Source organism: Pedobacter sp. MC2016-15 (assembly GCF_026239695.1).
Taxonomy (GTDB): domain Bacteria; phylum Bacteroidota; class Bacteroidia; order Sphingobacteriales; family Sphingobacteriaceae; genus Pedobacter.
Window position 1 is genome coordinate 605,183 of the sequence record NZ_JAPIVS010000001.1, and the last position, 26,389, is coordinate 631,571.

At 43.0% G+C, this 26,389-nt stretch carries 25 protein-coding genes; 9 read left to right on the plus strand and 16 right to left on the minus strand.

The features are described 5' to 3' along the window. The first annotated feature begins 27 nt into the window (after positions 1 to 27). Positions 28 to 3,060: a SusC/RagA family TonB-linked outer membrane protein gene (locus tag OQY15_RS02725; protein WP_265787443.1), complete on the plus strand. Its 3,033-nt coding sequence runs from the start codon at positions 28 to 30 to the stop codon at positions 3,058 to 3,060. Between the two features lie 22 nt (positions 3,061 to 3,082). Then, the gene (locus tag OQY15_RS02730; protein WP_265787445.1) at positions 3,083 to 4,747 is read left to right on the plus strand and encodes a RagB/SusD family nutrient uptake outer membrane protein; all 1,665 of its coding nucleotides are present in this window, start codon (positions 3,083 to 3,085) and stop codon (positions 4,745 to 4,747) included. A gap of 54 nt (positions 4,748 to 4,801) precedes the next feature. On the opposite strand, the gene OQY15_RS02735 is transcribed toward OQY15_RS02730, so the two are convergent. The 11 genes from OQY15_RS02735 to OQY15_RS02785 form a co-directional block, all read right to left on the minus strand. Beyond that, entirely contained in the window at positions 4,802 to 5,326 is a 525-nt protein-coding gene (locus tag OQY15_RS02735; protein ID WP_265787447.1) for a hypothetical protein, read from the minus strand. A gap of 4 nt (positions 5,327 to 5,330) precedes the next feature. Beyond that, entirely contained in the window at positions 5,331 to 6,725 is a 1,395-nt protein-coding gene (locus OQY15_RS02740) for a GntR family transcriptional regulator (RefSeq protein WP_265787449.1), read from the minus strand. A gap of 340 nt (positions 6,726 to 7,065) precedes the next feature. Next, positions 7,066 to 7,728 carry a DUF6266 family protein gene (locus OQY15_RS02745; RefSeq protein WP_265787452.1) on the minus strand — a complete coding sequence of 221 codons (663 nt, stop codon included), beginning with the start codon at positions 7,726 to 7,728 and terminating at the stop codon, positions 7,066 to 7,068. Positions 7,729 to 7,830: 102 nt separating this feature from the next. Then, complete coding sequence (locus OQY15_RS02750; RefSeq protein WP_265787454.1) at positions 7,831 to 8,286, minus strand: hypothetical protein; 456 nt, start codon at positions 8,284 to 8,286, stop codon at positions 7,831 to 7,833. A 95-nt stretch (positions 8,287 to 8,381) separates the two neighbouring features. Then, the gene (locus OQY15_RS02755) at positions 8,382 to 8,939 is read right to left on the minus strand and encodes a peptidoglycan-binding protein (protein ID WP_265787456.1); all 558 of its coding nucleotides are present in this window, start codon (positions 8,937 to 8,939) and stop codon (positions 8,382 to 8,384) included. 48 nt (positions 8,940 to 8,987) lie between these two features. Further along, a complete protein-coding gene (locus OQY15_RS02760) occupies positions 8,988 to 9,182 on the minus strand; it encodes a hypothetical protein (RefSeq protein WP_265787458.1) in 195 nt (64 codons plus the stop codon). Positions 9,183 to 9,288: 106 nt separating this feature from the next. Then, on the minus strand, positions 9,289 to 9,858 hold the full coding sequence (locus OQY15_RS02765; protein ID WP_265787460.1) for a DUF6266 family protein: 570 nt from the start codon (positions 9,856 to 9,858) through the stop codon (positions 9,289 to 9,291). A gap of 206 nt (positions 9,859 to 10,064) precedes the next feature. Beyond that, positions 10,065 to 10,325: a helix-turn-helix domain-containing protein gene (locus tag OQY15_RS02770; RefSeq protein ID WP_265787462.1), complete on the minus strand. Its 261-nt coding sequence runs from the start codon at positions 10,323 to 10,325 to the stop codon at positions 10,065 to 10,067. Between the two features lie 164 nt (positions 10,326 to 10,489). Continuing rightward, positions 10,490 to 11,146, minus strand: a complete 657-nt coding sequence (locus OQY15_RS02775; RefSeq protein ID WP_265787464.1) for a DUF6266 family protein — start codon at positions 11,144 to 11,146, stop codon at positions 10,490 to 10,492. Positions 11,147 to 11,456: 310 nt separating this feature from the next. Then, the gene (locus OQY15_RS02780; protein WP_265787467.1) at positions 11,457 to 12,359 is read right to left on the minus strand and encodes a HEPN domain-containing protein; all 903 of its coding nucleotides are present in this window, start codon (positions 12,357 to 12,359) and stop codon (positions 11,457 to 11,459) included. A 700-nt stretch (positions 12,360 to 13,059) separates the two neighbouring features. After that, a complete protein-coding gene (locus OQY15_RS02785; protein ID WP_265787469.1) occupies positions 13,060 to 13,668 on the minus strand; it encodes an alpha-ketoglutarate-dependent dioxygenase AlkB in 609 nt (202 codons plus the stop codon). 164 nt (positions 13,669 to 13,832) lie between these two features. On the opposite strand from OQY15_RS02785, the gene OQY15_RS02790 reads away from it, so the two are divergent. Both OQY15_RS02790 and OQY15_RS02795 read left to right on the plus strand, forming a co-directional pair. Next, positions 13,833 to 14,804: an NAD(P)H-quinone oxidoreductase gene (locus OQY15_RS02790; protein WP_265787471.1), complete on the plus strand. Its 972-nt coding sequence runs from the start codon at positions 13,833 to 13,835 to the stop codon at positions 14,802 to 14,804. A gap of 71 nt (positions 14,805 to 14,875) precedes the next feature. Further along, positions 14,876 to 15,898 (plus strand): LLM class flavin-dependent oxidoreductase, encoded by a 1,023-nt coding sequence (locus OQY15_RS02795; RefSeq protein ID WP_265787473.1) that lies wholly within the window; start codon positions 14,876 to 14,878, stop codon positions 15,896 to 15,898. A 5-nt stretch (positions 15,899 to 15,903) separates the two neighbouring features. On the opposite strand, the gene OQY15_RS02800 is transcribed toward OQY15_RS02795, so the two are convergent. From OQY15_RS02800 to OQY15_RS02810, 3 genes are all read right to left on the minus strand, one after another. Beyond that, the gene (locus tag OQY15_RS02800) at positions 15,904 to 17,196 is read right to left on the minus strand and encodes a hypothetical protein (RefSeq protein WP_265787475.1); all 1,293 of its coding nucleotides are present in this window, start codon (positions 17,194 to 17,196) and stop codon (positions 15,904 to 15,906) included. Between the two features lie 58 nt (positions 17,197 to 17,254). Then, positions 17,255 to 18,268: an Atu2307/SP_0267 family LLM class monooxygenase gene (locus OQY15_RS02805; protein ID WP_265787477.1), complete on the minus strand. Its 1,014-nt coding sequence runs from the start codon at positions 18,266 to 18,268 to the stop codon at positions 17,255 to 17,257. Between the two features lie 121 nt (positions 18,269 to 18,389). After that, entirely contained in the window at positions 18,390 to 19,040 is a 651-nt protein-coding gene (locus tag OQY15_RS02810; RefSeq protein ID WP_265787479.1) for a hydrolase, read from the minus strand. Between the two features lie 275 nt (positions 19,041 to 19,315). Between OQY15_RS02810 and OQY15_RS02815 the strand changes: the two genes are divergently transcribed. Beyond that, entirely contained in the window at positions 19,316 to 19,900 is a 585-nt protein-coding gene (locus OQY15_RS02815; protein WP_265787481.1) for a Crp/Fnr family transcriptional regulator, read from the plus strand. A gap of 1 nt (position 19,901) precedes the next feature. Here OQY15_RS02815 and OQY15_RS02820 read toward each other — a convergent pair whose 3' ends face one another. Then, complete coding sequence (locus OQY15_RS02820) at positions 19,902 to 20,849, minus strand: hypothetical protein (protein WP_265787483.1); 948 nt, start codon at positions 20,847 to 20,849, stop codon at positions 19,902 to 19,904. A gap of 17 nt (positions 20,850 to 20,866) precedes the next feature. Further along, positions 20,867 to 21,346 (minus strand): VOC family protein, encoded by a 480-nt coding sequence (locus tag OQY15_RS02825; RefSeq protein ID WP_265787485.1) that lies wholly within the window; start codon positions 21,344 to 21,346, stop codon positions 20,867 to 20,869. 215 nt (positions 21,347 to 21,561) lie between these two features. On the opposite strand from OQY15_RS02825, the gene OQY15_RS02830 reads away from it, so the two are divergent. The 4 genes from OQY15_RS02830 to OQY15_RS02845 all read left to right on the plus strand — a co-directional run bounded on the left by OQY15_RS02830 (position 21,562) and on the right by OQY15_RS02845 (position 26,374). Further along, positions 21,562 to 22,929: an alginate export family protein gene (locus OQY15_RS02830; protein WP_265787487.1), complete on the plus strand. Its 1,368-nt coding sequence runs from the start codon at positions 21,562 to 21,564 to the stop codon at positions 22,927 to 22,929. Positions 22,930 to 22,935: 6 nt separating this feature from the next. Then, on the plus strand, positions 22,936 to 24,540 hold the full coding sequence (locus OQY15_RS02835) for a Na+/H+ antiporter (RefSeq protein ID WP_265787489.1): 1,605 nt from the start codon (positions 22,936 to 22,938) through the stop codon (positions 24,538 to 24,540). Positions 24,541 to 24,641: 101 nt separating this feature from the next. After that, entirely contained in the window at positions 24,642 to 25,619 is a 978-nt protein-coding gene (locus OQY15_RS02840) for an aldo/keto reductase (RefSeq protein ID WP_265787490.1), read from the plus strand. A 17-nt stretch (positions 25,620 to 25,636) separates the two neighbouring features. Next, the gene (locus OQY15_RS02845; protein ID WP_265787492.1) at positions 25,637 to 26,374 is read left to right on the plus strand and encodes an SDR family oxidoreductase; all 738 of its coding nucleotides are present in this window, start codon (positions 25,637 to 25,639) and stop codon (positions 26,372 to 26,374) included. Positions 26,375 to 26,389: the final 15 nt, after the last annotated feature.

Genomic DNA, 26,389 nt, shown 5'->3' on the forward strand with positions numbered 1-26,389 from the left:
TATTTACAAATAATTCGATCAAATCGTATGAAAATTTTCATCAAGTATATGCTGCTACTCCCCTTCCTGAGCCTGAAGCTGGTATCGCCAGCAAAAGCGCAGCAGGAAAAAGCAGATAAGGTAAGTATTTTATATCAGGGAAGAGTGCTGGACGCTGACAGTAAGCCCCTCGATGGTGTTTCCGTTTTCATCCAGGAGAAAGCCGGAGAGATCCATTCAGGGCTGAAAGGAGAATTTAGTATCAAGGGCAGTCCCGGCGACGTATTGATTTTGAAGCGTCCTGGGTATTTGACGGAGCAGCATGTCCTGGCAAATCAGAGCACTCTACAAATCAAACTCCTGGCCGCTCCCATCGATGCTGCTGAAGAGGATAACGTAAATATCCCCTTCGCCATTCGCAAAAAAAGGGAAGTATCGGGGGCAGTTACCTCTATCAATAGCACGAATATTCCGCAGCTACCCACCAATGATCTGCGCAATCTTTTCTCCGGACGTGTTTCTGGATTGTATCAGTCGCAGGTAGGAACAGCACCCGGAACTACGGTTACTGCTGTGCGGGTACGCAGCATCAATTCCTTCCAGACCGACGGCAATGGCGCACGCATTTTTGTTGATGGTACTGAACGGGATTTTGCCGATATGGATATCAGAGAAATAGAAAATATCACCGTGCTGAAAGATGCAGCGACATTGGCATGGTATGGACTTCGCGGTGGTGATGGCGTGGTGCTGGTGACGACAAAGAAGGGCGACCCGACGAGGTCTTACATACACTTTGACGCACAGGGGGGACTGCAGAAAGCTACGAACCTGATCCGCCCGCTAAACTCCTATGATTATGCTTCTCTTTATAATGAAGCCAGCCTGAATGATGGTGGTACAGCGCCGTACAGTCAGGAGGTATTGGATGCCTACCGCAACAATTCAGCGCCTTTGCTGCACCCAAGTAATAACTACGTGGCGGACTATCTGCGTGGAACTGCGCCACTGCAACGTTATGCCTTTTCTATGGGTGGCGGTAAACGCACGGTACGTTATTTTGCAGCTGTGAGCTACCTGAACCAACAGGGTTTTCTAAAAGATACCAAAACTCCCACATTCAATTCTAACGTTGGATTTAAAAAGCTCAATTTCAGGGGTAATATAGATTTTGAAGCCAGTAAATATCTTACAGTAAGCCTTAACGCAGGTGTACGCAACGAGAACAGACTGTCTCCCGGCACGGGGCTGACCGACGTGATGAATAATATTTTCAACACGCCGCCCAACGCCTATCCGATCTATAACGCGGACGGCACGCTGGGGGGTACCTCTCAGTATACCAAGAACATTACCGGTTTATTACAGCAAAGTGGTTATGTGAGTGATCAGAACCGGGTACTGCTGGCTACGCTGAGTGTAAGACAAAAGCTGGATTTCTGGGTACCTGGACTTTCATTCAACGCGCTGGGTTCTTACGATGGTGTAGGTAATTATATCTCGGGCATTACCCAGCAGTATACCGTGGTGGATCAAACGTTGTCGACGCCAACAAATTACCTGACGGCCAGCCCAGTGGAATACCGGTCGACCACCTATGGCAACAATGCCTTACAGAATGAGTTCTGGGCAGGTTTTGATTACGAAAAAAGCATAGGTAAACACGCGTTAAATGTTTCTGTGCGTGGTCAGCGATTCGCCGACAAAGCTCCGGAAAGACTGGATTATCGCAACCAGGGCCTCGGTGGAAGGGTTAACTACAATTACAAACAACGCTATTTTGCTGAATTTACTGCCGGCTATTCGGGTTCAGAGAACTTTGCCCCGGGGAGGCGTTATGGTTTCTTCCCAGCTTTTGCGGCCGGATGGATCATGTCTGAGGAGAAATTCTTCAAGACAATTCCTGCAGTGAGTTATCTTAAATTACGAGCCTCCTATGGTATAGCGGGCAATGGGGATATCGGCGGATCACGCTTTCCCTTTGAAAGTTTTTATACCCGTAACCTCAGCACCGGAGGTTATAGCTTCGGCAATACGCCAGCTGCCACAAATTCGGCAGCAGAAGCTAACCTCGGGAATCCCAATATCACCTGGGAGACTGTCCGCATGCTGAACACCGGATTTGATGCGCATTTTCTGAAGAATTCTCTTGGTCTGTCCTTTGACTACTATTACACCAGAAGAAATAACATTCTGACAGCCAATCAGTTTCCAAGTCTTCTTGGCCAGAATGCCGGCCTGGTTAATGGTGGGGCAGTACAAAGCCGCGGTATAGAGGCATCAACATTTTACTCCAGGCAGTTAGGGAAATTTAGCCTGGGACTCAATGGGAATATCCTGATTTCGAAAAGTAAAGTACTGGCAGAGAACGGCCAGATCGGACTACCTGAATACCAGCGCACTATCGGCCATATTGCAGGTTCCATGCTGGTATTCCTTTCAGACGGACTATTCAAATCGCAGGAAGAGATCAATAGCAGTCCGGTACAAACCCTCGCGGGAAGAGTTGCCCCAGGTGATATCAAATATAAAGATGTAGGCGGCCCTTCGGGTGTTCCTGACGGGATTATTGACAATAACGACCAGGTGCGTATCGACAAATCAAGCCTCCCTGACACGTACTATGGTTTTGGCGGTAACTTCAGGTATGGTATTGTAGACCTGGTATGCCAGTTTCAGGGGGTGATTGGCCGTACAGTGAATATCCAAAGCCTGGTGAACAGTGGTCCCTCCTCTTTCAACCAGCTGAGCCTCGACCGCTACACCCCGGCAAATGCCGAAAATGCGAAATATCCTAGATTAGGTATTGCCGACCGCGGAAACAACACGGCAGCTTCTGATTTCTGGCTGCGCTCGGGCGACTTCCTCCGGTTGAAGTCGATAGAGCTGGGTGTGCACCTGCCGGACAGGTTTACTTCAAGAATGGGCGTAAATAATGCGCGCCTCTATGTAGGAGCATTGAACCTGTTTACTAATAACGACCTGGGTATCGGGGCCGACCCGGAAGTGAATATCGCTGGCAGGGGAACAACTTATCCATATTCCAAAACTTTCACTTTGGGACTGAGTATCGATCTATAAATCATGTAAAAAGAAAGAAAAGATGAAAAATCACTATAAGAATTACTCCAGATGTCTCTTAATTATCGCGCTGATCTGCTGCCTTGGATGCAAAAAGGATTACCTGAATTTTGACTATACCGACGGTAGCATCAGGGAAAAGGATGTCTGGAATTCGGACCGTAATGCGCGGGGATTTCTGAATACGGTATATGCAGGTCTGATCAACGGTTACAATGTAGATACTGAGGGGGCAATGCTGGCTGCAGCATCTGACGAAGCGGTAAACTCAAACGTCAACTCGAGAATAAACATCATTAACAACGGTACCTGGGGGGCATTGCGTACAATTGATGACCAGTACAGCAATATGTATTCTTACATCCGCAGGAGCAATCTTTTTCTGGAGAACAGCAGCACGAGCGCCATTACGCCGGCAACGGATATCCCCAGGTTAAGAGGAGAAGCATATTTTTTAAGGGCCATGTATCATTTTGAACTGATGAAAAGATATGGACAGATTATTATTGCGAACCGTTCGTATGCTACAACTGATAATCTCGACCTGCCCAGGAATTCTGTTGACCAGGTGGTTGCACAGATCGTTGCCGATTGCGACGAGGCGGTAAAAATCTTACCGGCATCACAGGCGGATTATGGTACGGCAGACCGCGGCCGTGCTACTGCCGGGGCTGCATTGGCTTTAAAATCAAGGGTGCTGCTGTACGCGGCCAGTCCGCTCTATAATGTGAGTGGCGACCTCAGCAAATGGACTGCCGCAGCTGATGCGGCCAGGCAGCTGATCGACCTGAATAAAAATTCGCTGTTGACACTGGCACAGTTACCAAACTTATGGGATTTCTCAGTTACAGCGCTGATCTATAATCCAGAGGTAATATTCGCCACAAATGTGAGTGCTACAAATTCTATCGAAAGCAATAATGCGCCAATCAGTTACGAAGGCCGCGGACGGACTAACCCGACGCAGGAATTGGTAAATGCCTTCGAAATGAGGGTAAGTGGCAAGCCTATCACTGATAATACCTCGGGCTACAATTCTGCAGATCCTTATTCAACTACGGGTGCGAGTGGTCGCGACCCGCGACTGGCCTTGTTTGTAATTTACAACGGTCAGTCCTTTAAGTCGAGACCAGTGGAAACGTTTGTTGGCGGAAAGGATAATGTGCCTACCAATACGAACAATACGAGAACAGGCTATTACTTACGCAAATTTTTATCAGAAAGTGCCGTTTGGGCTACGGGTACAACTGCGGTTAACAGAAACCGCCCATGGGTTTTCTTCAGGTATGCTGAAATATTACTGAATTATGCCGAGGCATTGAACGAAGCCAGCGGACCGGTAACGAATGTCTATACTACTGTAAACCAGTTACGCAACCGTGCCGGCATGCCTGCCCTACCTGCAGGATTAACACAGGCACAGATGCGTGAGCGGATTCAGAATGAACGCCGCGTAGAGTTATGCTTTGAAGGCCACAGGTTTTTTGATGTGCGCCGCTGGAAGAAGGCAGCGGAAATCATCAATAAACCAGTTACTGGCATGCAGATTACCAGAACGGGAACCAGGCTGACCTATACTCCTTTCACTGTAGAAAGCCGCGTGTTTACAGAGAAAAATTATCTGTTCCCCATTCCACAGACAGAGTTGAACAGGGTAACGAATTTAAAACAGAACTCCGGATATTAAATATAAGAACAGCCGGAGCAATGTTGCTCTGGCTGTTCTAAAATGAGTAGGTTGTCATTTCAACTGAATATTTATATATCTTATTAGTTCTACACGCACCTGTTCCAACTCCCTCGCTGAGACTACCCCAATATTACGTAAACTCAGAAAGCGTGTACTTTTATCAAGCATAAATAAGATGACTTTTTTTTCATCATTACCGATGGCACGTTTCAGGGCATTGTATGATCTTCGACTTATTTTACAAAACAGAAATTCACAATAAGCTTCTAACATATCCATCATCCCTTCTGGCAGCAAACTTATCACATCCTTCACATCCTCATCAATTTTCTCATTATTAAATGATAGCTCTACTCCCTGATAAACACTACAAACATTCAATAATTCATTGGCTGTCTTTGTGCCACAAGCTTTAAGACGGTCAAATCTATATCCCTTATTATGAAAGTTGAGAATGTCAGATAAGAATATCATCCCGTTATTATGACATTGCCGGGCTGTTCTGAAAGATATTTGTTTTGAAGTTGCCAGCTCTATTACGCTTAGGTCTTTTTGAGAGTGTTTTACCGATGTCATGGTATTAGTGTTTACGGATTATTTTTACATATCTAAGGACTTCTGCCAGATCCTGTAGCACCTCTTGTGTGTCAAGATAATGCGCTACACTGAGCAAAAAACCATTGTTAAATTCGGGACCTAAATGATAAGTTTTAGGATTCATGATGATGATTCCCTCTAATTTTAGTTTTTTATATAAATTTGGCAGTACTTCTCCTGATCGTAACTCGAGATAAAAAAAGTATGCCTGCTGTTTCACAATATACTCATCAACAAATAGTTCTGAAGCTAATAACATTTTTTTAACTGCACTAATTACACTCTTTATTCGCTTGATAATTTGTTGTTCAATCTCATTCAACTTATTTCCTTTCAGAATGTCCAGCAATAAATGATTCAGGACTGGATAGATTAGTTTTCTCCTCGATTTGAGCCTTTTTTTTATCCTTTTCACATCATCTGATCCACCCAAAAATATCGTTGCTAAATTTAGTTTCCTGTGTACACTGATCGCGTTTATGGAAATGATTGAGGTGTTGTTTGCAGGAGAAATCCATTTAAATAAATTAGGAACTTCTATGAGGTTCGGTAATCGTTCATCCAGCAGTATCTTAAAGTGATACAGCTTTTGCAAATCAAGAAGCTGCTGCCAAAACATTTCATCCCGATAATATAAGAGTGGAAAGGGAGCCGTCGAGCCCACATAGACCATTTCTGCAGGTGAGTTTTGGCTTTGACATAACAGTTTCAATTCTTGCAGAACACTTTCACCTTCCTTCTTCAAAATATAATGAACTTTCCGCCTGGCTGCTACAATTGTAGTATGTATTCCTCCGGAAGCTTGGTCCAGTAGTACAATCGTGCTTTTCGGCCTGCTAAACTCTTCGCAGCAATAGGTAATTAACTCTTCATAGTCATCGGTATAGTAGACCTCGGCATCCGTAAAAGTATAAGACTTCTTAATGGTCATCATCTGGGCAAATGCTGAAATTAACCCGGGAAGTTCCTTCAGTTTATATTCCTCATAGTCCATTTTGTTGTAATATGAAGAGGCAATTGAAAACTCGCGCTCAAATATTTGATCAAATTCATTAATGCATTCTTTTTCAAAATATCGTTTTCGCACAGGTTTAGACGAACTTAAAATCCTGCTTTCCAAAAGCTTTCTCTGATGTAATGACAAGTCAGTAATAACACGTGTACCTACACCGCGACTGGCAGCAATTAATTTATAGTCTTCACGAAGTATTTTCCAAGCCCGCTTGACTACAGACTGTGAAATATTCAAATTGCTTGCAGTTTCTGCCTGAGTAGGTAAAATTGATCCTAATTCTGTATAACCCAGGAGAATTGCATTGGCGAGTGCCAGGGCGATCTCATGTTCCGATATTTTCTTATCGGAGCGTTCCTTGTTCAATGTTCGGGATAAATATTTGGTTAAGTCTATCACGGTAAATATTTAAGATAATATGGCAGACAATTATTACTACGAAATAATTAAATATCTTTTAATAATTAAAATAGTTTATAAAAAATAAATAGTGATATACAGAAATTTTGTAAAATGGATGGTTTTTAACGAAACAAAAGACCACATAACTATTTAATTAACAATATGATAAGATTTTAATCTCAATATTTTTCATTTTCTTAATAGTTTTTGAAAGGGTTCAAAAACACCATTTTCTGGCAAAAAAATTAAACCTGGAAGTGAAATAAAAACCCTGGTAGGTTGGTCGATGCTACCAGGGTTATTCTTATACAGCGCTTCTGAAAGGCAAAGTGAATTTGAACTCACCTATATACTCTGAATTGGAAACATTTTTTCCATCTTCAGAAACCAGGAACATATAAGCGTGAATAGGATGATTCCGCATCGTATATGGCATAGTGGTTTTGGTGGTGAGCTCCCCACGTCTGGCGCCCAAATGAAGCAGAAATTGTTTAATGAGAGGATCATAAAACATCATTATGATTTTATCGGAGTCATTGCGGGAAGGAGATTCGAAATCATTCTTCCTCCAGGTTAAAGTCACGTCCTCCTCATTCCACACTGTTTTAATATCATCAACCCCCAATAAAGAACCTTTACTCAATTGTACTTTTGGATAATCTATCTTAATATCGGGATAGATGCCAATAATCGCATTTGATAAAATTTGCTTTACCGCTGCATTAGTAGGCGTTGTAGTTGTTTTTGAGTACGACTGGTACCCAACTTTGATTTGCGCACTAAAAGTTGAAACCAATTCTGTTGCCAGACTAAATTTCATTTGTTGCGCCAGTTGTGCCTCTGTTGCGGGTTTGGATGATTTACTGGGCCGACCTTTAATCACATTAAGTGTCCTCCATTTAGCCCCTACTGCGTTTCCTAACAAGCCTCTGAAGTTGTCTAGAAATCCTTTTAGAATTGTAGCCATTTTTTAAAGTTTAAATTTATAAATCTGTTAATTCGGATCGGCGTACCAATAGCCTGAATCCGTGATACAAACCTAAACGACTCAATGTTAACTTCCTATAGTTCAGACATCTGTGTCGTATTGAGTACTTATTTGTCGCAGCATTTTTGAGTAAATGGCAATAATCTCCCATAGTTTTAACCGAAATCTCCCTAGCAGGAAAATGGTAAGTGTAACGATGACAGCGATAATCCACTTCCAGGATACGGAACGATTAGTTTTAGCGACCACATTTTTAGCCTTATTATCAATCTTTTTCTTCAGCACCGTTTTAGCTTTTTCTTGACCCTGGTCATGCCTGTCCAAAAGACTCCCTCCTGTTGACACATTACTTGCGCTGCCAGAGATCAGGATTTTACTTGCTTCGCCCTTAAAACCCGACTGAGGTGAAAATACGAAGTTTCCCTTTGGCCAGAGCTCCACCATGTACTTAAGGTTTCCAGAATCACGATGAAAGGTGACAGATGTGGATTTAAGATCCCGATTTACTTCGGATAAAGATTGAACTTCAGTATCCATCCTGGTAGATTCTGTTTCTTCCTGCCGAGTTTTTGTTAGATTCTGCAATAAAGTACAACTAGTCAATAGAAGACATAAACCCGCTATTAAACTCTTCATGGCCCGCCTCTCCTTTCTGTTATCCAATCAGCAATTTTATTTATAGTTTTAATATGCCTTACTTTCATATAAACACCATCTCCATCTCTACTGCCTGCGACATTCGTATTCCCTTCCACGAGTGTTAACCAATCGCCTTTTTTTGCTTTAATCAGGCCCACATGTGCAATTCGCTTGTATTCTGAAAAGTAAATACCTGCCAGATTTGCCGGCGAACAGAGCTTAGTTAATCGAGAGGCCGGGAACAAATCAGGTGACCATCCAGTTCGTGGTTTAGTTAGGTTTGCCTGCTTAAAAATGAACGATATGAAAGCAGCGCACCACGGTTGTCCAGGTTTTAGCTGAACGGTGGCAAGGTATGTTGCCACCCTTGCTCCATCATTGTTGCCCGTTTTCTCCCTCACTCCTAATTCTTGTCTAGCCAGCTGCACCACAGTATTGCGCAATACCATTTCATGTGTAGAGCTTTTGGTTAGCAGAGGGCGATGAGGCATCCCAGCGCTGCCAGCAAGAGCAACGCATAGGTAGCCCAGTAAAATCCGAGTTGTTGACATGTCGTTAATCTATTAAATTGTGAAAGGATCAGATGAATTGAAGGGAGTTTAAGTCTGGACCACGACTTCTGGAGCAGCCACCAGACTAAGGCTAAAATCAATAGAAAGGTGATAAGACTGATCAGGATAAGCAACCATATACTTTGATCCACACTCCCTGTGGTCTGGTCCAAGATATGCAGCCATGAAGGTGCCAAGCACCAGATCAGCAATAACAGGAGGAACAACAATTCTGTCTCCCATTTAAAAACATATGAAGTTACAGTCCATTCGGACTCAGCTACTTCAAACAATGGAATGATTTTCTGTTTCATAAGATAAAATTTAAGTTATAATGTGCGGATGAAATTTATTTTTTACCCAAGTAGATACTGTCTGAGACCGACTTCTTATCTTCAGACACAAAAAAGAGATAAACATGCATGACGCAATTCAAGTCCCTTTTTGTCCGGTTGTAGCAAAACCCTCTATCCTCCCGTCGCACTAAACCCGTAACAAACATGTAATCCTGCTTATCAGGATTATACATCAGAATTGTAGCCCTGTCATTTGGGTTCTCTTGCTCTGCGTCAAAGTACCACCATACGTTAATGCAACCTAGTGATGTGGGTTTAATAATTTTAGCAAGAGGACTGTAAAGACTGCCTTTACTGATTATAACTTTAGCATAGTCAATAGCCAGGTTCGGGAACTCTCCGGTAATAATATCCTGATTGTACTTTATCGCCGTTTTTAGTATGGAGCTCTTTCTGCCGTAATTCATAAAGCCGATCTCAATCGCCATATCAATATTGTTTAAGAATGATAATAGTAAAGCAGACTTTTCATTCTCCTCAAGCTGCTGCTGAAATGGTTGAACTGCTGTGTTTGAGGATAGATTTGTAGTTTTAGCAACTGGCATTTTTTTTGAATTTTTCATTTTGTTTAAGATTTAAAATTTATACTCTGTTAATTCAAGTCTGTGGCTGCGTGATAGCAGTTAAGCTTGTTTGTTGTGAAAGAAAATGGAAATAGCATACCACCCTGTGTCAGCTTATCGCACTGATACAGTTAAATTGTTTGCATAAGGTGGGAACGGAAGAGTTGGAGCGAAGAAATTTCCTGGCCAGGAAAAAGGGAAGGGATCTAAAGTTTGTAGAGGAGGGCAAATACATCAGACTTTGAATACAAGTCTATGTCGCCCACCTTTTTTGCTTTAATAATTCCACGTCTGACATATCGCTGAATTGTCCGGAGCGATACTTTTAAAATATCTGCAACGTCATTGGTACGAAGGAAGATTTCTTCCTGGTACTTTACAGCTTCAAGATGCCTTCGGACAAGGATTGATAAATCTGCAACTGCGACTGTTAAGTCGGTTACCATTTCATGTAGGTTCTTACTCATGGTTTTGTTTAAATTAAAAATTAACAATTGGATTAATTACAATACATGTATGCTATCTAATTTATGGAAACTAATTACACATTATATCAATCTTGATATGAAAAAAGTGTTCACAAAAACTTAAAAATTTTCATTAGTTTCAGAAATATAATACTTAGCTAGAATTAGTAAACAGCCTGATCTAATGTGATTTGACCGGTATAAATACTGTTGGAGGTACTTTCATGATCTTCAGAGATAAATGTCATATATGTTTCTAGCTTTTGCCCTGAGGGTGTCAAGGGCAAACTGAGAAATGCATAGCCTTGTCTTCGATTGGCAGCACTTCTCAAAAAATAGGCTTTTGAATGATCTGGCAGGTAAGCCATTATCATCACCAGATCAGTTGGCCATATACCCTCCTCCCGCTGCTCGCCGTTCCAGGAGAACATCAGTCCATCATCTACCCTGGTTACTTTTGGATTTTCTACAGCCGGCATCTTACCCTCAGATAATTTTAATTTGCTGAAATCTATCTTTAGGTCAGGATAATTTCCCTCTATGACTTTCCTTGCTGCAGCTGCCGCGAGGTTGAAATAGTGTATTCCTGTTAGCTTTTCCTGGAGAGCAAAACCCATTTTGATATAATCTTTGACAGGCCTGAGAACTGCTGCCACAATAGTGGTTTTGAGCCAGATTTCTTTTAAGCTGTCACTGGGATTATCAAAAGTATATTTGCCAACGGTACGAAGACGCTGATTGCCCTGCTTATCTACATACCCGATCACTTTACCAAGTTTTCCGGAGAAAGGTCCCAGAGGACCAAATTTTTGTGTAGCCATTGCTTTGAGTTTAATGTCTGAGCAATGATAATGAAGAAAAGTATATAATCACCTTATAACAAGTGAGTTGTCGTATATAATACGCATTTGTCGCAGTATTTCTTAGTAAATACGTTCCGCCCTGGTTTACATCATTACAGAAAGAAAGTTATGGTATATGTAATGGTGTCCTGACAATCGGTAGGTCAACGGTAGGATTAATGTAGGGTTGATGTAGGTTTAAGGTAGGAATACCCAGAAGGGTATTCCTTTCCGTTAGGGTTATTTGTATTGCTCTGAGTGGAGGCCTACCAGGTGGACCTCCGTTTTTTTAATTATCGCAAATCATACCTCCCAATTTGAATTGTTTGTAATTTGCCGCCTCCACTGTCAGAGCTTCAATTTTATCGATACATAGAATATTTGCCATTGTAAGGAATGACTCTACCTGAGTAAGTAGTTTATTTGCATCCTGCCGAGACACTTCAAAAACATCCTGATACCTGGCCGCAGAATAACTATTTGCGATCAGATCAAATAGCCTTCTACCCTCTTCACCTTCATCAAGAAACAATCCTGACATTGCGGGTGAAAAACTATCGCATAATCTAAGAAGCCTGTAAAGATTATGAATATCAGACTTGTAACCCAAATGAATTCTGATCATGCCAAGACAACATTGCTCAACAACTTGATGAAGCATAAATAAGCACAGATGGCACTTCTCTGTACGGAGACATTCCATTGCGCTATCTATAAAACCAGTAGCCCGAGATAGATGTCTTTGATGATGTTTTTTAGCTTTTTCTGCTGCTCTTGTAGGAATATATTCTGGAACTTGAAATGATCTGACCGTTGGATCATGACTATACAATAACTCTCCATGATTGGCTACAGTGATAAAGAACTTGTTGTTTGCCTTTATCGCTTCAATCATTGCTTGTTTTCCATGAACTAAAATTGTAATTGTGCCGTGCTCAAGGTGACTGGTTGCATAGTCCTGCACTGCATGCTCAATTCTTGCATCACTGTCTATCACCATCAGTAAATAGTATCTGTAATTTTCAGCTGCAGAATCGGCGATGAAACAACCCGTGTTAAAATTGGATTCCATCAGCTTACCAAAGCGGTATATATATAGGGGCTTATACTTGTCTGCTAACATTTTAATAAGTGCTGCAAACTCAGTGTGATCTTGATTAGGGAGTTTTGGGGTTTCTTTAAATGCTGTCATTTTGGTTCTAGTTTTTTGGTTGATTTAAAATGTTGTCCGCTTCTTCACTAAAGACAAAGCGCGGCCACAACGATTATTTTCATCGTTAGAATATAATAGGTGTACTGGATAAAAAAGGAAAATAGAGGAATTGACTTACCTCTTTAGTAGGCTATAGATTCAATCCGGTGGTTTGTGAACTTTTGTGAAGTGCTGCGAGGTGATCTGGTTCTTTTTCATTTGGATGCTATTGATTAAAAAACTTCAATAGAACCATTTACAAGAATTGAAAAAGGCCTGAAACAAGAATAGGTCCGGCAACAGTTCTTGCAGTCTGCATTACCCGGTGGAAGCGGGGAATAGTTAAACTATTCGAACACTACAATAAGCTGCGCCGGACCTATATTTGCAAATATAGGCAACCCGGTGCTCTACTTACCCTCGTGTTCGTAAATTTCCACATTTGCAGACGAGGTTCTTAAATAGAACACCTCAATTATAGAGATGTTATAAAATTATATAATATTTAATAAATACTCATAAACAGTTGATTTTAATACAACAAATGTAACCATTAAGATTTAAATAAACAATAAAGAAATTAATTATTTCAAACAGTACCTAAACTGCGGATCGTATATAAGTAGGATTCTACATTAGAAGGAAATATTTTCAGCTTGGATTAGGATATACAAGCCAATATATTTACTGATAGACAAAATTAAATCACAACCCTAAAAGTCAAGTTTACCCTGGCAGTCATAGGTCTCAGTGATTTTGCAATGCGGTGCTCCCAGTTTTGCTGCAAATCTCCCTTCATAATCATCAGTGCTCCGCTTTCCAGTTTGATAGAATACTTCTCGCTATGGTCTTGTTTGTAGCGGATATCAAAACTACGCACCTGACCAAAACTTACAGAGGCAATGACAGGATATTTACCCAATGCCTTCTCATTATCGCTGTGCCAGGCCACAGAATCATTGCCATCACGGTAGTAATTGAGGAGGACGCTGTTAAATTTCACGCCTGCGATTTGTTCTACTTTTTGTTTGATCGCCATTAACTCCGGCGTCCATTTGTTGGGCGTAGAACGCCTGAGGGAAGTGTAATCATAAGTCTCTTCATCCGCATACCATGCACACAGCCTTGGCGTAACCACCTCCTTATCGTACATCCTGACCACCTTTTGCTGCCAGGGCGACTGCACAATAAACTTATGCAACAGCAATGCGCATTCCCTCTCGTTGAACAGCCCCGGATGATATTCCAGTAATTCTGGCGGCAATCCTGGCGTCTGTCCTGCCTCAGGGAAAAAACTCAATTGTTCCATTCTTATCATTTTTGATTTGGCAAATTCATACAGAGCTTCAAACATTGCCATAAGAAGCCTGTTTAAACATAAGTTGTCAAAACATCTGCATAAATTGCAGATACAAAGATAAACTAAATATAAAGGTAAATATCAAATTAAAGCTAAAAATATTAGCATAATATATGAAAGCAGTTATCATCACACAGCCAGGTCCCGCAGAAGTTTTACAGATACAAGAATATACCACACCGAGCCCTGGAGCAGAAGAAATTCTCATCCGGGTTAAAGCTGCGGGATTAAACCGGGCAGATGTTTCCCAGCGACAAGGTAAATATCCTGCCCCCAAGGGCACCGTACAAGAGATCCCCGGAATGGAAGTAGCCGGGATAGTGGAAGAATGCGGAGATCAGGTGACGCTCTGGAAAAAAGGTGATCAGGTTTGTGCACTCATAGCTGGTGGAGGTTACGCGGAATATGTAGTTGTCAAAGAAGGGCAATGCCTTCCTGTGCCTGTAAACTTCAGCTTTGCTCAGGCCGCCAGTTTACCGGAAACCGTATTTACCGTTTGGTCTAACATCTTTGAAAGAGGGAGATTGCAAGCCGGTGAAACACTACTGGTTCACGGTGGCAACAGCGGAATAGGAATTACCGCGATACAGCTGGGGAAACTATTTGGAGCAAAAGTGTTCGTCACCGTAGGTTCTGAAGAAAAAGGAAAACTGTGTACAGATCTCGGGGCAGATGCTTTTGTAAATTATAAAACAGAAGATTTTGAACAAAAATTAAAAGAAGAGGGTATCGACGTCATCCTGGATATGATTGGCGGAGATTATTTTGAGAAGAACATCAATATCCTCCAGCCCGAAGGTCGCCTCGTATACATTAATTCTGTGGCGGGTCCTCAGGTTCCCCTGGATATCAGCAAGGTGATGACCAAGCGGCTGACCGTAAGTGGTAGTACCCTGCGATCACGTGAGTATTCCTACAAAAAGGCACTTACAGCAGCGATCAGGGAAAAAGTATGGCCGCTGATGGATGCCGGAAAATTCAAGCCCGTTATCTACAAAACATTCCCGCTGGAGCAAGCCGCAGAGGCGCATCGTGCACTGGAAGATGGTAGTCACACGGGCAAGATCATACTGGTTAACGACTAATTGTGACTTTGCCCTCACAATATTCTGAAATGATGATTTTATCTTTACGAGAGCACAAAAGCCCATAATTTATGAAGAAAATAGGTTTCTTATCCTTTGGTCATTGGCAGAACCATCCTGCATACCAGGCCAGAACTGCAGGAGATACACTGTTACAGTCGATCGACCTGGCCGTTGCTGCAGAAGAATTGGGTGTCGATGGCGCATATTTCCGTGTGCACCATTTCGCCGCTCAGCTGGCTTCGCCTTTCCCTTTGCTTTCAGCAATCGGTGCAAAGACAAAGAAAATAGAAATAGGTACCGGTGTAATCGACATGCGTTACGAGAACCCGATGTACATGGTAGAAGATGCCGGCGCTGCAGATCTGATCTCAGGCGGGCGATTACAATTAGGTTTAAGCAGAGGTTCACCGGAGCAAGTGATCGACGGCTGGCGTCATTTCGGCTATGAACCTGCAGAAGGGGGCACAGATGCCGATATGGGTCGTGAGAAAGCCCTGAAGTTTTTGGAACAACTGAAAGGCGAAGGTTTTGCCGAGCCCAACCCATACCCGATGTTTCCTAATCCTCCGGGCTTGTTACGTTTAGAACCGCATTCTGAAGGATTGCGCGAACGGATCTGGTGGGGTGCTGCTTCCAACGCTACCGCCGTGTGGGCAGCAGAAAATGGCATGCACCTGCAAAGTTCTACGCTGAAATTTGACGAAAGCGGAAAGCCTTTTCATATCCAGCAGGCTGAACAAATCAGACTGTACAAGGAAGCCTGGAATAAAGCCGGACATGAACGCGAAGCCAGAGTTTCGGTAAGCCGTTCCATCTTTGCTATTGTCAATGATCAGGACAGGCAACTGTTTGGACGTGAGTCTGGTCAATCCGACAAGATTGGCTACATCGAAAGTGATAAACGCGCCATCTTTGGACGGAGCTATGCTGCAGAACCTGATCAACTGATTAAAGAGCTGGCCGAAGACGAAGCTATACAGGAGGCAGATACCTTACTGTTGACCATCCCCAACACCCTGGGCGTCAATTATAATGTGCATGTACTTTCAGCTATTCTGGAGCACGTAGCTCCTGGATTGGGCTGGCGTTAATCCTGTTATCGCGTGTCCTTGAGGTTAATCTTCAAAGGTTCATCATCACCCTTCACTGTAACCAGTGTCTCTATATCTGCTGTGGCACCTGTAGAGGCACTGGCTGAGTTGTAGATATTGTTTGAACTCAATACCGCACCACTCGGATGCATCAGGTATGATGTTCCTGCATAATATTGATACGTATAGTTGTGCGTATAGCCGAAAGAAGTCGATAAGATATACTCGCCGGGCATCAGGTTAGTAAATTCAAAATGCCCTTTATCATCGTATACTTTTGTAGTTCTGATACATGCCTGGACATTTTTGTCTATAGGTACTTCAGGTAATTTCTTTCCTTTTCTGATCTTTTTATTGACCTCTTTCCATTCTTCAATATATGGCTGGTTGGGCAGGATAGTAACAATAGTTCCCTTTGGTGCATACTGGGCCTTGTTGATATTCAATACTGCTAATTTGCTTGAACGGTCCCTTGCAAAAGTAGTTCCCAGGATTACGCCATTTCCTTTTTCAAATTTCGCCAGGGCTTCCGCTTTATTGAACTTGTTTTTGATAGGCTGATATTCCAGTTCGTCATTTACACAGATCTCCCACATGCCACCACCGAGAGACATCTCACGCTGCCATATTTTATGCTGATTCTTATCAATCACATAATTGTAGAGCGCACCTGTATTCTCTTCAAGTATGCCTACCAGCCAGCTTTCATGGCTTCCGGTTTTTGGAGAGCGGTATACATAACTTTTTACATCTTTGATGATATAGTTGGTAACCGGCTTATCAGTTTTAGGTTCATAATAAAATTCAGGAATTGTAGCCTTGTAACCCGTTTTTAGCGGTAAAGTGGTGAATAAATATTCTGCTAGGTTATAGTCAACCGCCTTTTCTTTAGGCGTAACATTGATGCTCTCATCCTTTCTGCCATCCAGGTAATGAACTTTACCTGTAACTGTATTTCCAAAGCTGAGCTCCGACTTGCTTTTCGTGCTCTCAAATTTATAATCAATTGGTGCCAGTGTTTTTGAATCTGCCGTAGAGCTCACTTTTCTGTACCACTTATCATTTTGGTCGGTATAGTCGGCCACTAGTTTGATCTGGTTGCCCGATATAGAAAGGTCATGGGTAAAAGATCCTTTTTTTGTCCAGGAAGTATCTTTTACATAATAAATGATGTATTGTGATTTGCCAGGTGTTAAATGAGCGGTGTTAATCTCTGAGCTTCCCGGTAGGACTGGCTTCTGAGCATACAAACTGAACGGAGCAATAAAAAATAATAGTAAATAGCGTTTAATTCTCATAACAATAGGGTTACGACAACTAAAATAAAAAATTTTATTTAATATAAACTGAGATATACTATTTCATCAAAGGAATTAGTTTTGAACCAATCACCTCAATCGCTTTTGTGAGCTGTTCGTGGGTCAGTCCGGCGATATCCATCTGGAAAGAAAACAGATCTACACCTCCCAAAGCTTCGCTATGCCTGTGCAGCTTTTCTGCCACCCGGTCCGGTCCGCCAACTACCAATGCCCCTTTATCAGCAATCCCAGCGTCAAACTGTGCTTTTGTCACTGGTGGCCAGCCGCGTTCCATACCTATTTTAGTCCAGGCTTCTACATATCCCGGATAATAATCAGCAATAGCCTGCTGATCGGTTTCTGCAACATATCCCGGAGAATGTAAGCCTACCTTGAGCTGATCAGGTGTAAACCCAGCTACTTCGCCAGATTTCCTGTAAAGATCAACCAACGGGCGGAAGCGTTCTGTGTCGCCACCGATAATTGCTACCATCAAAGGAAGCCCCAGCATCCCGGCACGGGCAAAAGACTCTGGTGTACCGCCAGCTCCCAAGCACACAGGTAACTTTTCCTGTAGCGGCCGCGGATACACGGGTTGATTTTTTAGTTCCGGTCTGAACTTGCCCGACCAGGTAACGAACTCCTCGTCGCGGATCTGCAGCAGTAACTTCAATTTCTCTTTAAACAAGGCATCGTAATCATTCAGCCTGAAGCCGAACAAAGGAAAAGCATCCGTTGCAGAACCCCTTCCAGCTATGATCTCTGCACGTCCTTTGGAAATGATATCCAGTGTAGCAAACTGCTGAAAAACCCGCACAGGATCTGCAGTACTCAGAATCGTCACCGCACTCATCAGCCTTATCCTTTTCGTACGGGCGGCAGCTGCGGCAAGTATCACTGCCGGAACTGAGTCCAGGAAATCTTTTTTATGGTGTTCGCCGATGCCGAAAACGTCCAGTCCGGCCTCATCTGCTGCCACTATTCTATCCAGCAGCTGTTCCATGGCCTGCTCGCTGTTCAGCTCATTGCTGCTGTACATTGCCGAGGCAAAACTATCAATACCTATATGCATATTATCTTTTGATGATTGTTCTCATGAGGGCTTCTGCCGTGTCATGTGATGGTGAATAAGGGTAAAAAAAACGCGGCACACTGAGATTGGTCAGCATGCCGCGTTTTTCAGAAAGGGATGACTATGCCCCAACAGGCGTATTTAATAATTGTTGTTCCCAAAGGAATGCTACACCCATAGCACCGCCATGTTCAACAAGGATATTGGCAAAGCCTTCTCCAGTTTCAGTGCGGGCATGGTCGCGTTGCCACTCAGAGATTACAGCAATCCAGTTGATTGGTGTAATGCCATGAGCTTCCATACGGCGAACGGCCATATCATGAGCTTCAACGGATACAGCTCCGCAGGCATCAGTTACCACAAATACATCATAACCCTCTCCGGCAGCCTGAATCGCTGGCATAGCCACACAGATCTCGGTGTAAAGACCAGCGATAATCAGCTGCTTGCGGCCGCTTTTCGCAACTACATCAGTAACATTAGGATCTTGCCAGGTATTGATAAAAGTACGGTCGATAGGTTTTTGCTCAGGGAATACATCCTGGATCTGTTTGAGCAGTAAACCGCCACGATCTTCGATAACAGTAGTCAGGATGGTTGGTACGTTAAACAATTTCGCTGATTTGGCAAGCCCCGTAGCAGCGTTGACGATCGACTGTGGATCATGGCTGTTCAGGTTAGTGAACTGAAACGGCTGGTGATCGATCAATACGACAATACTGTCCTCCGGACGTAGAAGGGCCTCGAGGCCTTTTTTTACATTTTTTGACATGTTTTTATTAGTTATAAGGTTAACGATTTATAATGACTCAAATTTCCAGTTCCTGAGAGATCATAAAGATGATATAAGTAGAAAAAGAATGTCGACATATGTCGATGAAAGACCTGTGATGCCCAAAGAAGACGCTGATTGAACATGAAATAACTCCCATCATGTCAGACAAATAGACCATTCCTATAGGGGTACTCCTAGCAAGAATGTGCTTTTAATCGTATCTTTGCAGCGCCATCACAAAATTCAATACTTAAAGGAAATCCGAGGTTTATATGCATGACGCTTTTTTTGACTACCTGAAAAAATTCTATTCTGAACCTCTTACAGAGGAGGAAAAGACATTGATCAGGCAGACATTTATTCCGTCCAGATTAAAAAAAAGACAATTTTTATTACAAGCCGGGGACCGCTGCAAGCACTTTGCATTTATCGTTAAAGGTGCAATGCGGATGTATTCTGTGGACGACAAAGGTGCTGATCACATTGTACGCCTGGGTATAGAAGAATGGTGGATGGGCGACCGTGAGAGCTTTGCGGAACATACGCCAAGTTGCTATAATATCGATGCCTGGGAGCCTTGTGAACTGCTTTGTGTGAGCAGGGAAAGTACAATTTTACTTCAGGAGAATGTTCCTGCATTTCGTGCAATGAAGATGCAGCTTGATGAGCGTAACATCATGGCCAATAACCGCCGTCTTACCTCGTCCATAAGTTCAATGGCAGAAAAGCGTTATACTGATTTTGTTGAATGTTATCCTGAGCTGCCAAAGCGTTTTCCGCAACATATTATTGCATCTTATCTGGGTATCAATAAGGATACTTTAAGTCGCGTAAAACGCCAGCAGCATATAAAATAATTTAGTATTCCAGGATGTAGATTTTCTTTGCGGCATAGTCCCATACAGTTTTGTATTGGGAGAGAAATCTGTAACCGAAGGTCATCAGGTTGGGTTCATCAATACCCAATGCTTTTCTGGTGATTTGATTATGCGCTAATGTTGTTGATTCAACTCCTTTTAATGAAGTTTCAAGCTTTCCATCGATGGTGATATTTTTTACATTCAGTAAGGTATCTCTACTGCTGTCAATACCAGAATTCTGTACAGCACCTTTACTTCTGAGGGCTTCATTTGAAGATTTATCCAATTGTAACGATCCATTCTGACCGGTATCAAATGCACCGATAACATTTATTCCGTCTATTTTCAATTTAACAATGGGGCTGTTCACTATCTTTCTGATTTCAAAATCAAGCACCGCCAATATCTTTTCACGTGCTAAGTAATCTCTGGACTTGCTGCGTTCGGCAGAGTTTTTATAAAACGTAACTTTCCGGTGCATATAATCAATCTTAAACACGTAACCCTGAAAGAAGTCATGGCCAATAAAGCCAAGGAAATCTGGCGTGACGTATTTCTGCAGGAAGTCATAGTTCGCACTATTGATGTTTTCCAGATTTTTAAACGTAATACCATTTGGAAATTTGATCTCCTGAATGGTGTCATTAGCATTCACCTTAAACGATTGTCCGCTGCCAACGAAACCATCACCCTTCGGCTTTTTATCAGGCAATATAACCAGGTGATCATTCAGCATCATGCTTTTTGCATGTCCTGTATCAAACATAAATTTACCACTCACACCATTCACTGTAGCCGAAATAAATGGGTAGGCATTGATCAAAGTAATAGGAAATACAATTGTGTCTCCATGCAGGACAGCCGTTTTCTCAAATACCTGGGCCTTCGCAATGGAATGACATAGTAATAAAGAAAACAACCAGATGGGTAAATTGAAACGTGACATATAAGAGCTTAAGATGTTTAAAGAGTAAGTAAATTTTCGAGATCCAATCGTTTGCTGTACATCTCCAGTTTCCCGTTGACATCAAACCATTCCTCCCGCGGCCGGTCCCAGTAAAGTTCAACTCCGTTTTTGTCGGGATCATCAAGATAAATTGCTTCTGACACTCCGTGATCTGATGCACCTGTGATCGGATACTTTGCCTGTAGAATCTTACGTAAAATAGCTGCAAGGTCTTTTCTTTCCGGGTAAAGTATCGCCGTGTGATATAATCCGGGAGCACGCTCAGGTGCCGGCCCACTATCTTTACTGTGCCAGGTGTTCAATCCTATATGGTGATGATATCCTCCCGCTGATATGAATGCAGCCTGATCGCCGTAGGTGGTAATAAGCTCAAATCCCAACACGCCGCAGTAAAAATCAAGCGACCGTTGTAAGTTGCTTACTTTTAAATGTACGTGGCCGATGCGGGTTTGAGCAGGTATTTTGTAATTGTCCATTTGTGAAATAATCAATAATATTTGATAAATCGAATTTCAACATCCTATCCTAACAGAAAGATGATATTTGTAGATAAAGCATGTAGACATTTATCTACTACTTTTTGCTACAAATATCATCTTTCTCTTTTAACCTGATTACAGAGATTTGCCTGTCTACTGAATTAATCGTCGCTAATGGCGAGCCTGAACTAAATCCCATTTTACGCCTGATAATGAAGTTTAAGATTTTTGTATTTGCAAGTCTGTTATTTTCCGTACAGTTTTCCCGGGCACAGCAGTTTAAGCTGTTAAGGTATGATGAAGATTATACAGCTCTGAAAGACAGCACGCGTACATTTTACAACAGGATTAAGTTCCTGCCGCTTTCGCAGGAGGGACAGCATTACCTGTCATTTGGTGGAGAGATGCGCGGAGAATTTGACCGTGCCCAGCATGAGGATTGGGGTGCCATGAACACCGGTAGCAATACCTTTGTGCTGCAGCGCTACCATCTTCATGCAGATCTTCATCTGGGCGAGCGCTTCCGCTTTTTCGGACAACTGCGCAGTGCTTTAGAGAACGGGCGCAAGAATGGCCCGCGGCCTATCGACGAAGATCATCTGAATGTGCAGAACCTGTTCGTGGATATCGTTCCCTGGAAAGCAGCATCCAGCAAGCTGACGCTGCGACTTGGTCGTCAGGAGATACAATATGGTAGTGGCAGACTGCTGGATGTGCGTGAAGGTCCCAACCTTCGCCTGTATTTTGACGGAGCTAAAGCGGCTTATTCTTCTCCAAATTTCCAGATTGATGGTTTTGTGTTTGGCAGCGGAAAGGTAAATCCAGGAACTTTTGATAATGCCCTGGGCCGTAGGGCACGTTTGTGGGGAGTATATAGTGCTTACACCCCAACACCAAACTTCAATGTAGATCTGTACTACCTGGGTATTGACAGAACAGCTGCACGTTTTGATGAAGGTGTCGCAGATGAAAGCCGGCATACCTTCGGTGCCAGGGTCTGGAAGAATGGTGGTGAATTCCTGTACAATTTTGAACTGGGTTATCAGGTGGGATCCTTCGGAACGGATAAGATCCGCGCCTGGGGCGGCTCTTCAGAGATCGGCTACAGATTTACTCAGCTAAAAGGATCGCCAGCCCTCAAGCTGCGCAGTGATTTTATTTCAGGCGACAACAAAAAGGACGACGGTAGACTGGGGACGTTCAATGCGCTGCATCCCAATGGGGGCTATTTCGGGATGAACCCGCAGGCTGGTCCGGCAAATTTACTGTCGCTACATCCTAACGTGTCCTGGTCACCCTGCAAGAAGGTATTATTATCTTTCGCTACGGTTTTCTACTGGCGACAATCTTTGCAGGATGGGATTTATCGCCCTGATGGCTCTTTAAGTTTGTCGTCTTCCGGATCAGACAAACGTTACATCGGCACTTCCTATATCACCATGGCCACCTGGACCATTAACAAATTCTTGTACTACAATCTTGGTGTACAATACTTTGAAACGGGTGATTTTATCAATTATGTGATACCACAGCACAAGGATGGATTCTTTGTTGGTTCGGTACTGGCATTCAAATTTTAAATCACGATGCACGAAAATCTCCTTTTAGTACTCGGACTTCTTTTTGTGGTGATGCTGCTGGTTATGCTGGCCCACAAGATCCGTGTAGCATACCCAATTTTCCTGGTCCTTGCTGGTCTGGGTATCGGTTTCACTCCGGTCATTCCGGCACTGAAACTTGATCCTGAACTGATCTTTCTGATATTCCTGCCGCCTTTGCTGTACGAAGCAGCATGGTATACCTCCTGGAAAGAGTTTAAGCGATGGAAAAAAGGGATCGCTCTGCTGGCATTCGGACTGGTATTTTTAACTTCTCTGGTGGTGGCTTACGCTGCGCATTCCTATATCCCCGGCTTCACGCTGGCTTTGGGATTTTTACTTGGCGGTATTGTATCCCCTCCGGACGCGGTAGCGGCAACTACAGTCCTGAAAGGATTGAAAGTTCCACATCGTACCCTCACGATACTGGAAGGTGAAAGTTTGGTGAACGATGCATCCTCACTCATCGTATTCCGTTTCGCCCTGGCGGCTATACTGACGGGAGCTTTTTCCATGCAGCAGGCAGTGGGGCAGTTTTTTGTTGTAGCAGGCATGGGGATAGTTGTAGGTCTTGCGCTGGCACATGTCATGTATGTGATTCATCGGTTTTTACCCACCACGCCGGCTATAGATGCTACATTAACGGTAATGACGCCATATATTTTGTTTTTATCTGCGGAACATTTTCATTATTCCGGTGTCATGGCCGTGGTGAGCGGCGGGTTGTTTATGTCTTTCCGCTCACATGAGTTGTTCAAGACGGGTGGTACAAGGTTGAATATGATGGGGGTTTGGCATACATTAATATTTGTAATGAATACGCTGGTCTTTATCCTGATCGGTCTGGATCTGCCGGAGATTGTGCGTGGCCTTGGCGATGTATCTGTTTTCCAGGCGGTAAAGTATGGGGTGTTTATCAGTATCATTTCCATCATCATCCGTCTGCTTTGGGTATTCTCTACGGCTCACATTCCGCGTTGGTTTAGCAGCAGAGAGAAACGTAAGCCTTCGTTGGGCTGGAAAAATCCGCTGATCATCGGCTGGGCAGGGATGCGTGGCGTGGTGTCACTGGCTACAGCTTTATCCATCCCGCTGTACATGAGTAACGGCACAGCATTTCCTCAGCGCGATCTGATCATCTTCATCACATTTGTGGTGATCCTCATTACGCTGGTTTTTCAGGGACTTACGCTTCCTATAGTGATCAGGTTTACCAAAATAGCAGAACTGGACCCGATATTACCGCCACATGAACAGCATGCAGGTATCAGGTTAAGATTGGAAACCGTTGCGCTGCAGCGCTTGAATGAAAAGCATTCATCCGCAGGAAACAACAGTTTGGTAAAGGCCTATGCCGAAAAGCTCCGGCGTGAGATTGATGGTCACCTGCACTTTCTGAGTTCTGAAGAAGTTTGCATGAACCACAGTTCTGAACGCCAGCAATTTCAGCAGATCATGGCGGATATTCATAATCACCAACGCAAGGAGTTGTTTAAAATGAAGAACGAACACACATTTACTGATGAAGCGATACGGAAAGCGGAGCATCTGCTGGATATCACAGATCTGGGCGTAGCGGAAAGCCCGCTTTAACAATCTGACTACAACAAATACCAATCCGGATACATTTGATCGAAGGACTATTTAGAATTTTGCAATGAGATTTATCACTTTAGAAACAACTCAAGAAGATTATGCAAAAAAGAAAATTAGGAAATAGCGGATTAGAAGTGTCTGCATTGGGTTTTGGCTGTATGGGTTTAAATTTTTTGGATGGCAAAGGTCTTGATAAAAAGGAGGCTACCACTCTCCTACGCAACGCGGTTGAACGGGGCATTACGTTTTTTGATACTGCAGAAGCGTACGGACCTTACACCAATGAAGAAATTGTTGGCGAAGGATTACAGCCTTTTAGAAAAGACGTTGTCATAGCCACAAAATTTGGATGTAAAGACGCCAGACCAACAACAGGTTTAGACAGCAGACCTGAAACGATCAGAGCTGTAACCGAGGCATCGCTAAAAAGATTAAAAACCGACTACATCGATTTGCTTTATCAGCACAGAGTTGATCCGAATGTTCCAATAGAAGATGTTGCAGGAACAGTGAAAGACCTGATACAGGAGGGTAAAGTAAAATACTTCGGTTTGTCGGAAGCAGGTCCAAAAACTATTCGCAGGGCTCATGCGGTTCAACCGGTAGCAGCATTACAAAGCGAGTACTCTTTGTTCTGGACAGAACCTGAAAAAGAAATCATCCCTACATTAGAAGAGTTAGGAATCGGGTTTGTTCCCTTCAGTCCGCTGGGCAAAGGTTTCCTTACAGGTACGATTAAAACAAAACTGGAGGAAGTCGACCGCAGAAATATCATTCCTCGTTTCAGCGAAGAAAATATAAAAGCGAATCTGATTTTAGTGGATGCCCTTTCTAAGATTGCTAAACAGAAAAATGTGACGACCGGACAATTGGCATTAGCCTGGCTCCTGGCGCAAAAACCTTGGATAGCACCAATACCAGGGACTACAAAATTACACCGTTTAGAAGAAAACATCGGCAGTTTAGATGTGGTATTGACAGCCGGTCAACTTGCCGAAATCAATAACACTGTAAATGGAATTACAGTTGTTGGCGACCGCTATCCTGAAGTTTTAGCAAAACAAATAGACAAGTAATCATCAGAGGTAGAAATATGGAAAATCTAAAAGACAAAGTTGTAGCCGTTACAGGCGCAAGTAGTGGAATGGGTAGAGCCATTGCGATAGCGTTAGCGAAAAATGGTGCAAAGGTTGTTTTGGGTGCAAGACGAGCAGAACAATTACAAGAACTTGTTGAAGAAATTAAAAGTACAGGTGGCGAGGCCGCTTTTACTAAAATCGATGTAAAAAACAAAGCCGATTTAGTGCTGTTGGTAAAGACTGCGGTTGAGCAATACGGAAAATTAGATGTTATTATAAACAATGCTGGTGTCAGTCAATTAAGCCGCGTCGACGAATTGGATATTGACGGTTGGGAAGAAATGATTGACATTAACCTCAAAGGCGTTCTGTATGGGATGGCAGCAGCAATTCCAGTATTCAAACAACAACAGTCGGGACATATCGTTAATATCATTTCTACAGCAGGAATAAAGATTGTGCCAATGCAAGGAGTTTATGCGGGCACTAAAAATGCCATACGCACTGTAGCTGAAGCATTTCGTCAGGAGTCCAACGGAAACATACGCATAACTGGTATTTCGCCGGGATTTGTGAAGACAGATTTTGCGAGCAATATAAAAAACGAAGCAATGAAAACAGCTATTCAACAAGGAATGGAAGAAATTGCCATCAGTCCGACAGCCATTGCAAATGCTGTAATTTATGCCATCAGCCAACCAAGCGATGTAGAAATTGGCGATATTGTTATTCGTCCAGCAAAACAAAGTTGATTACATTAGTGACCG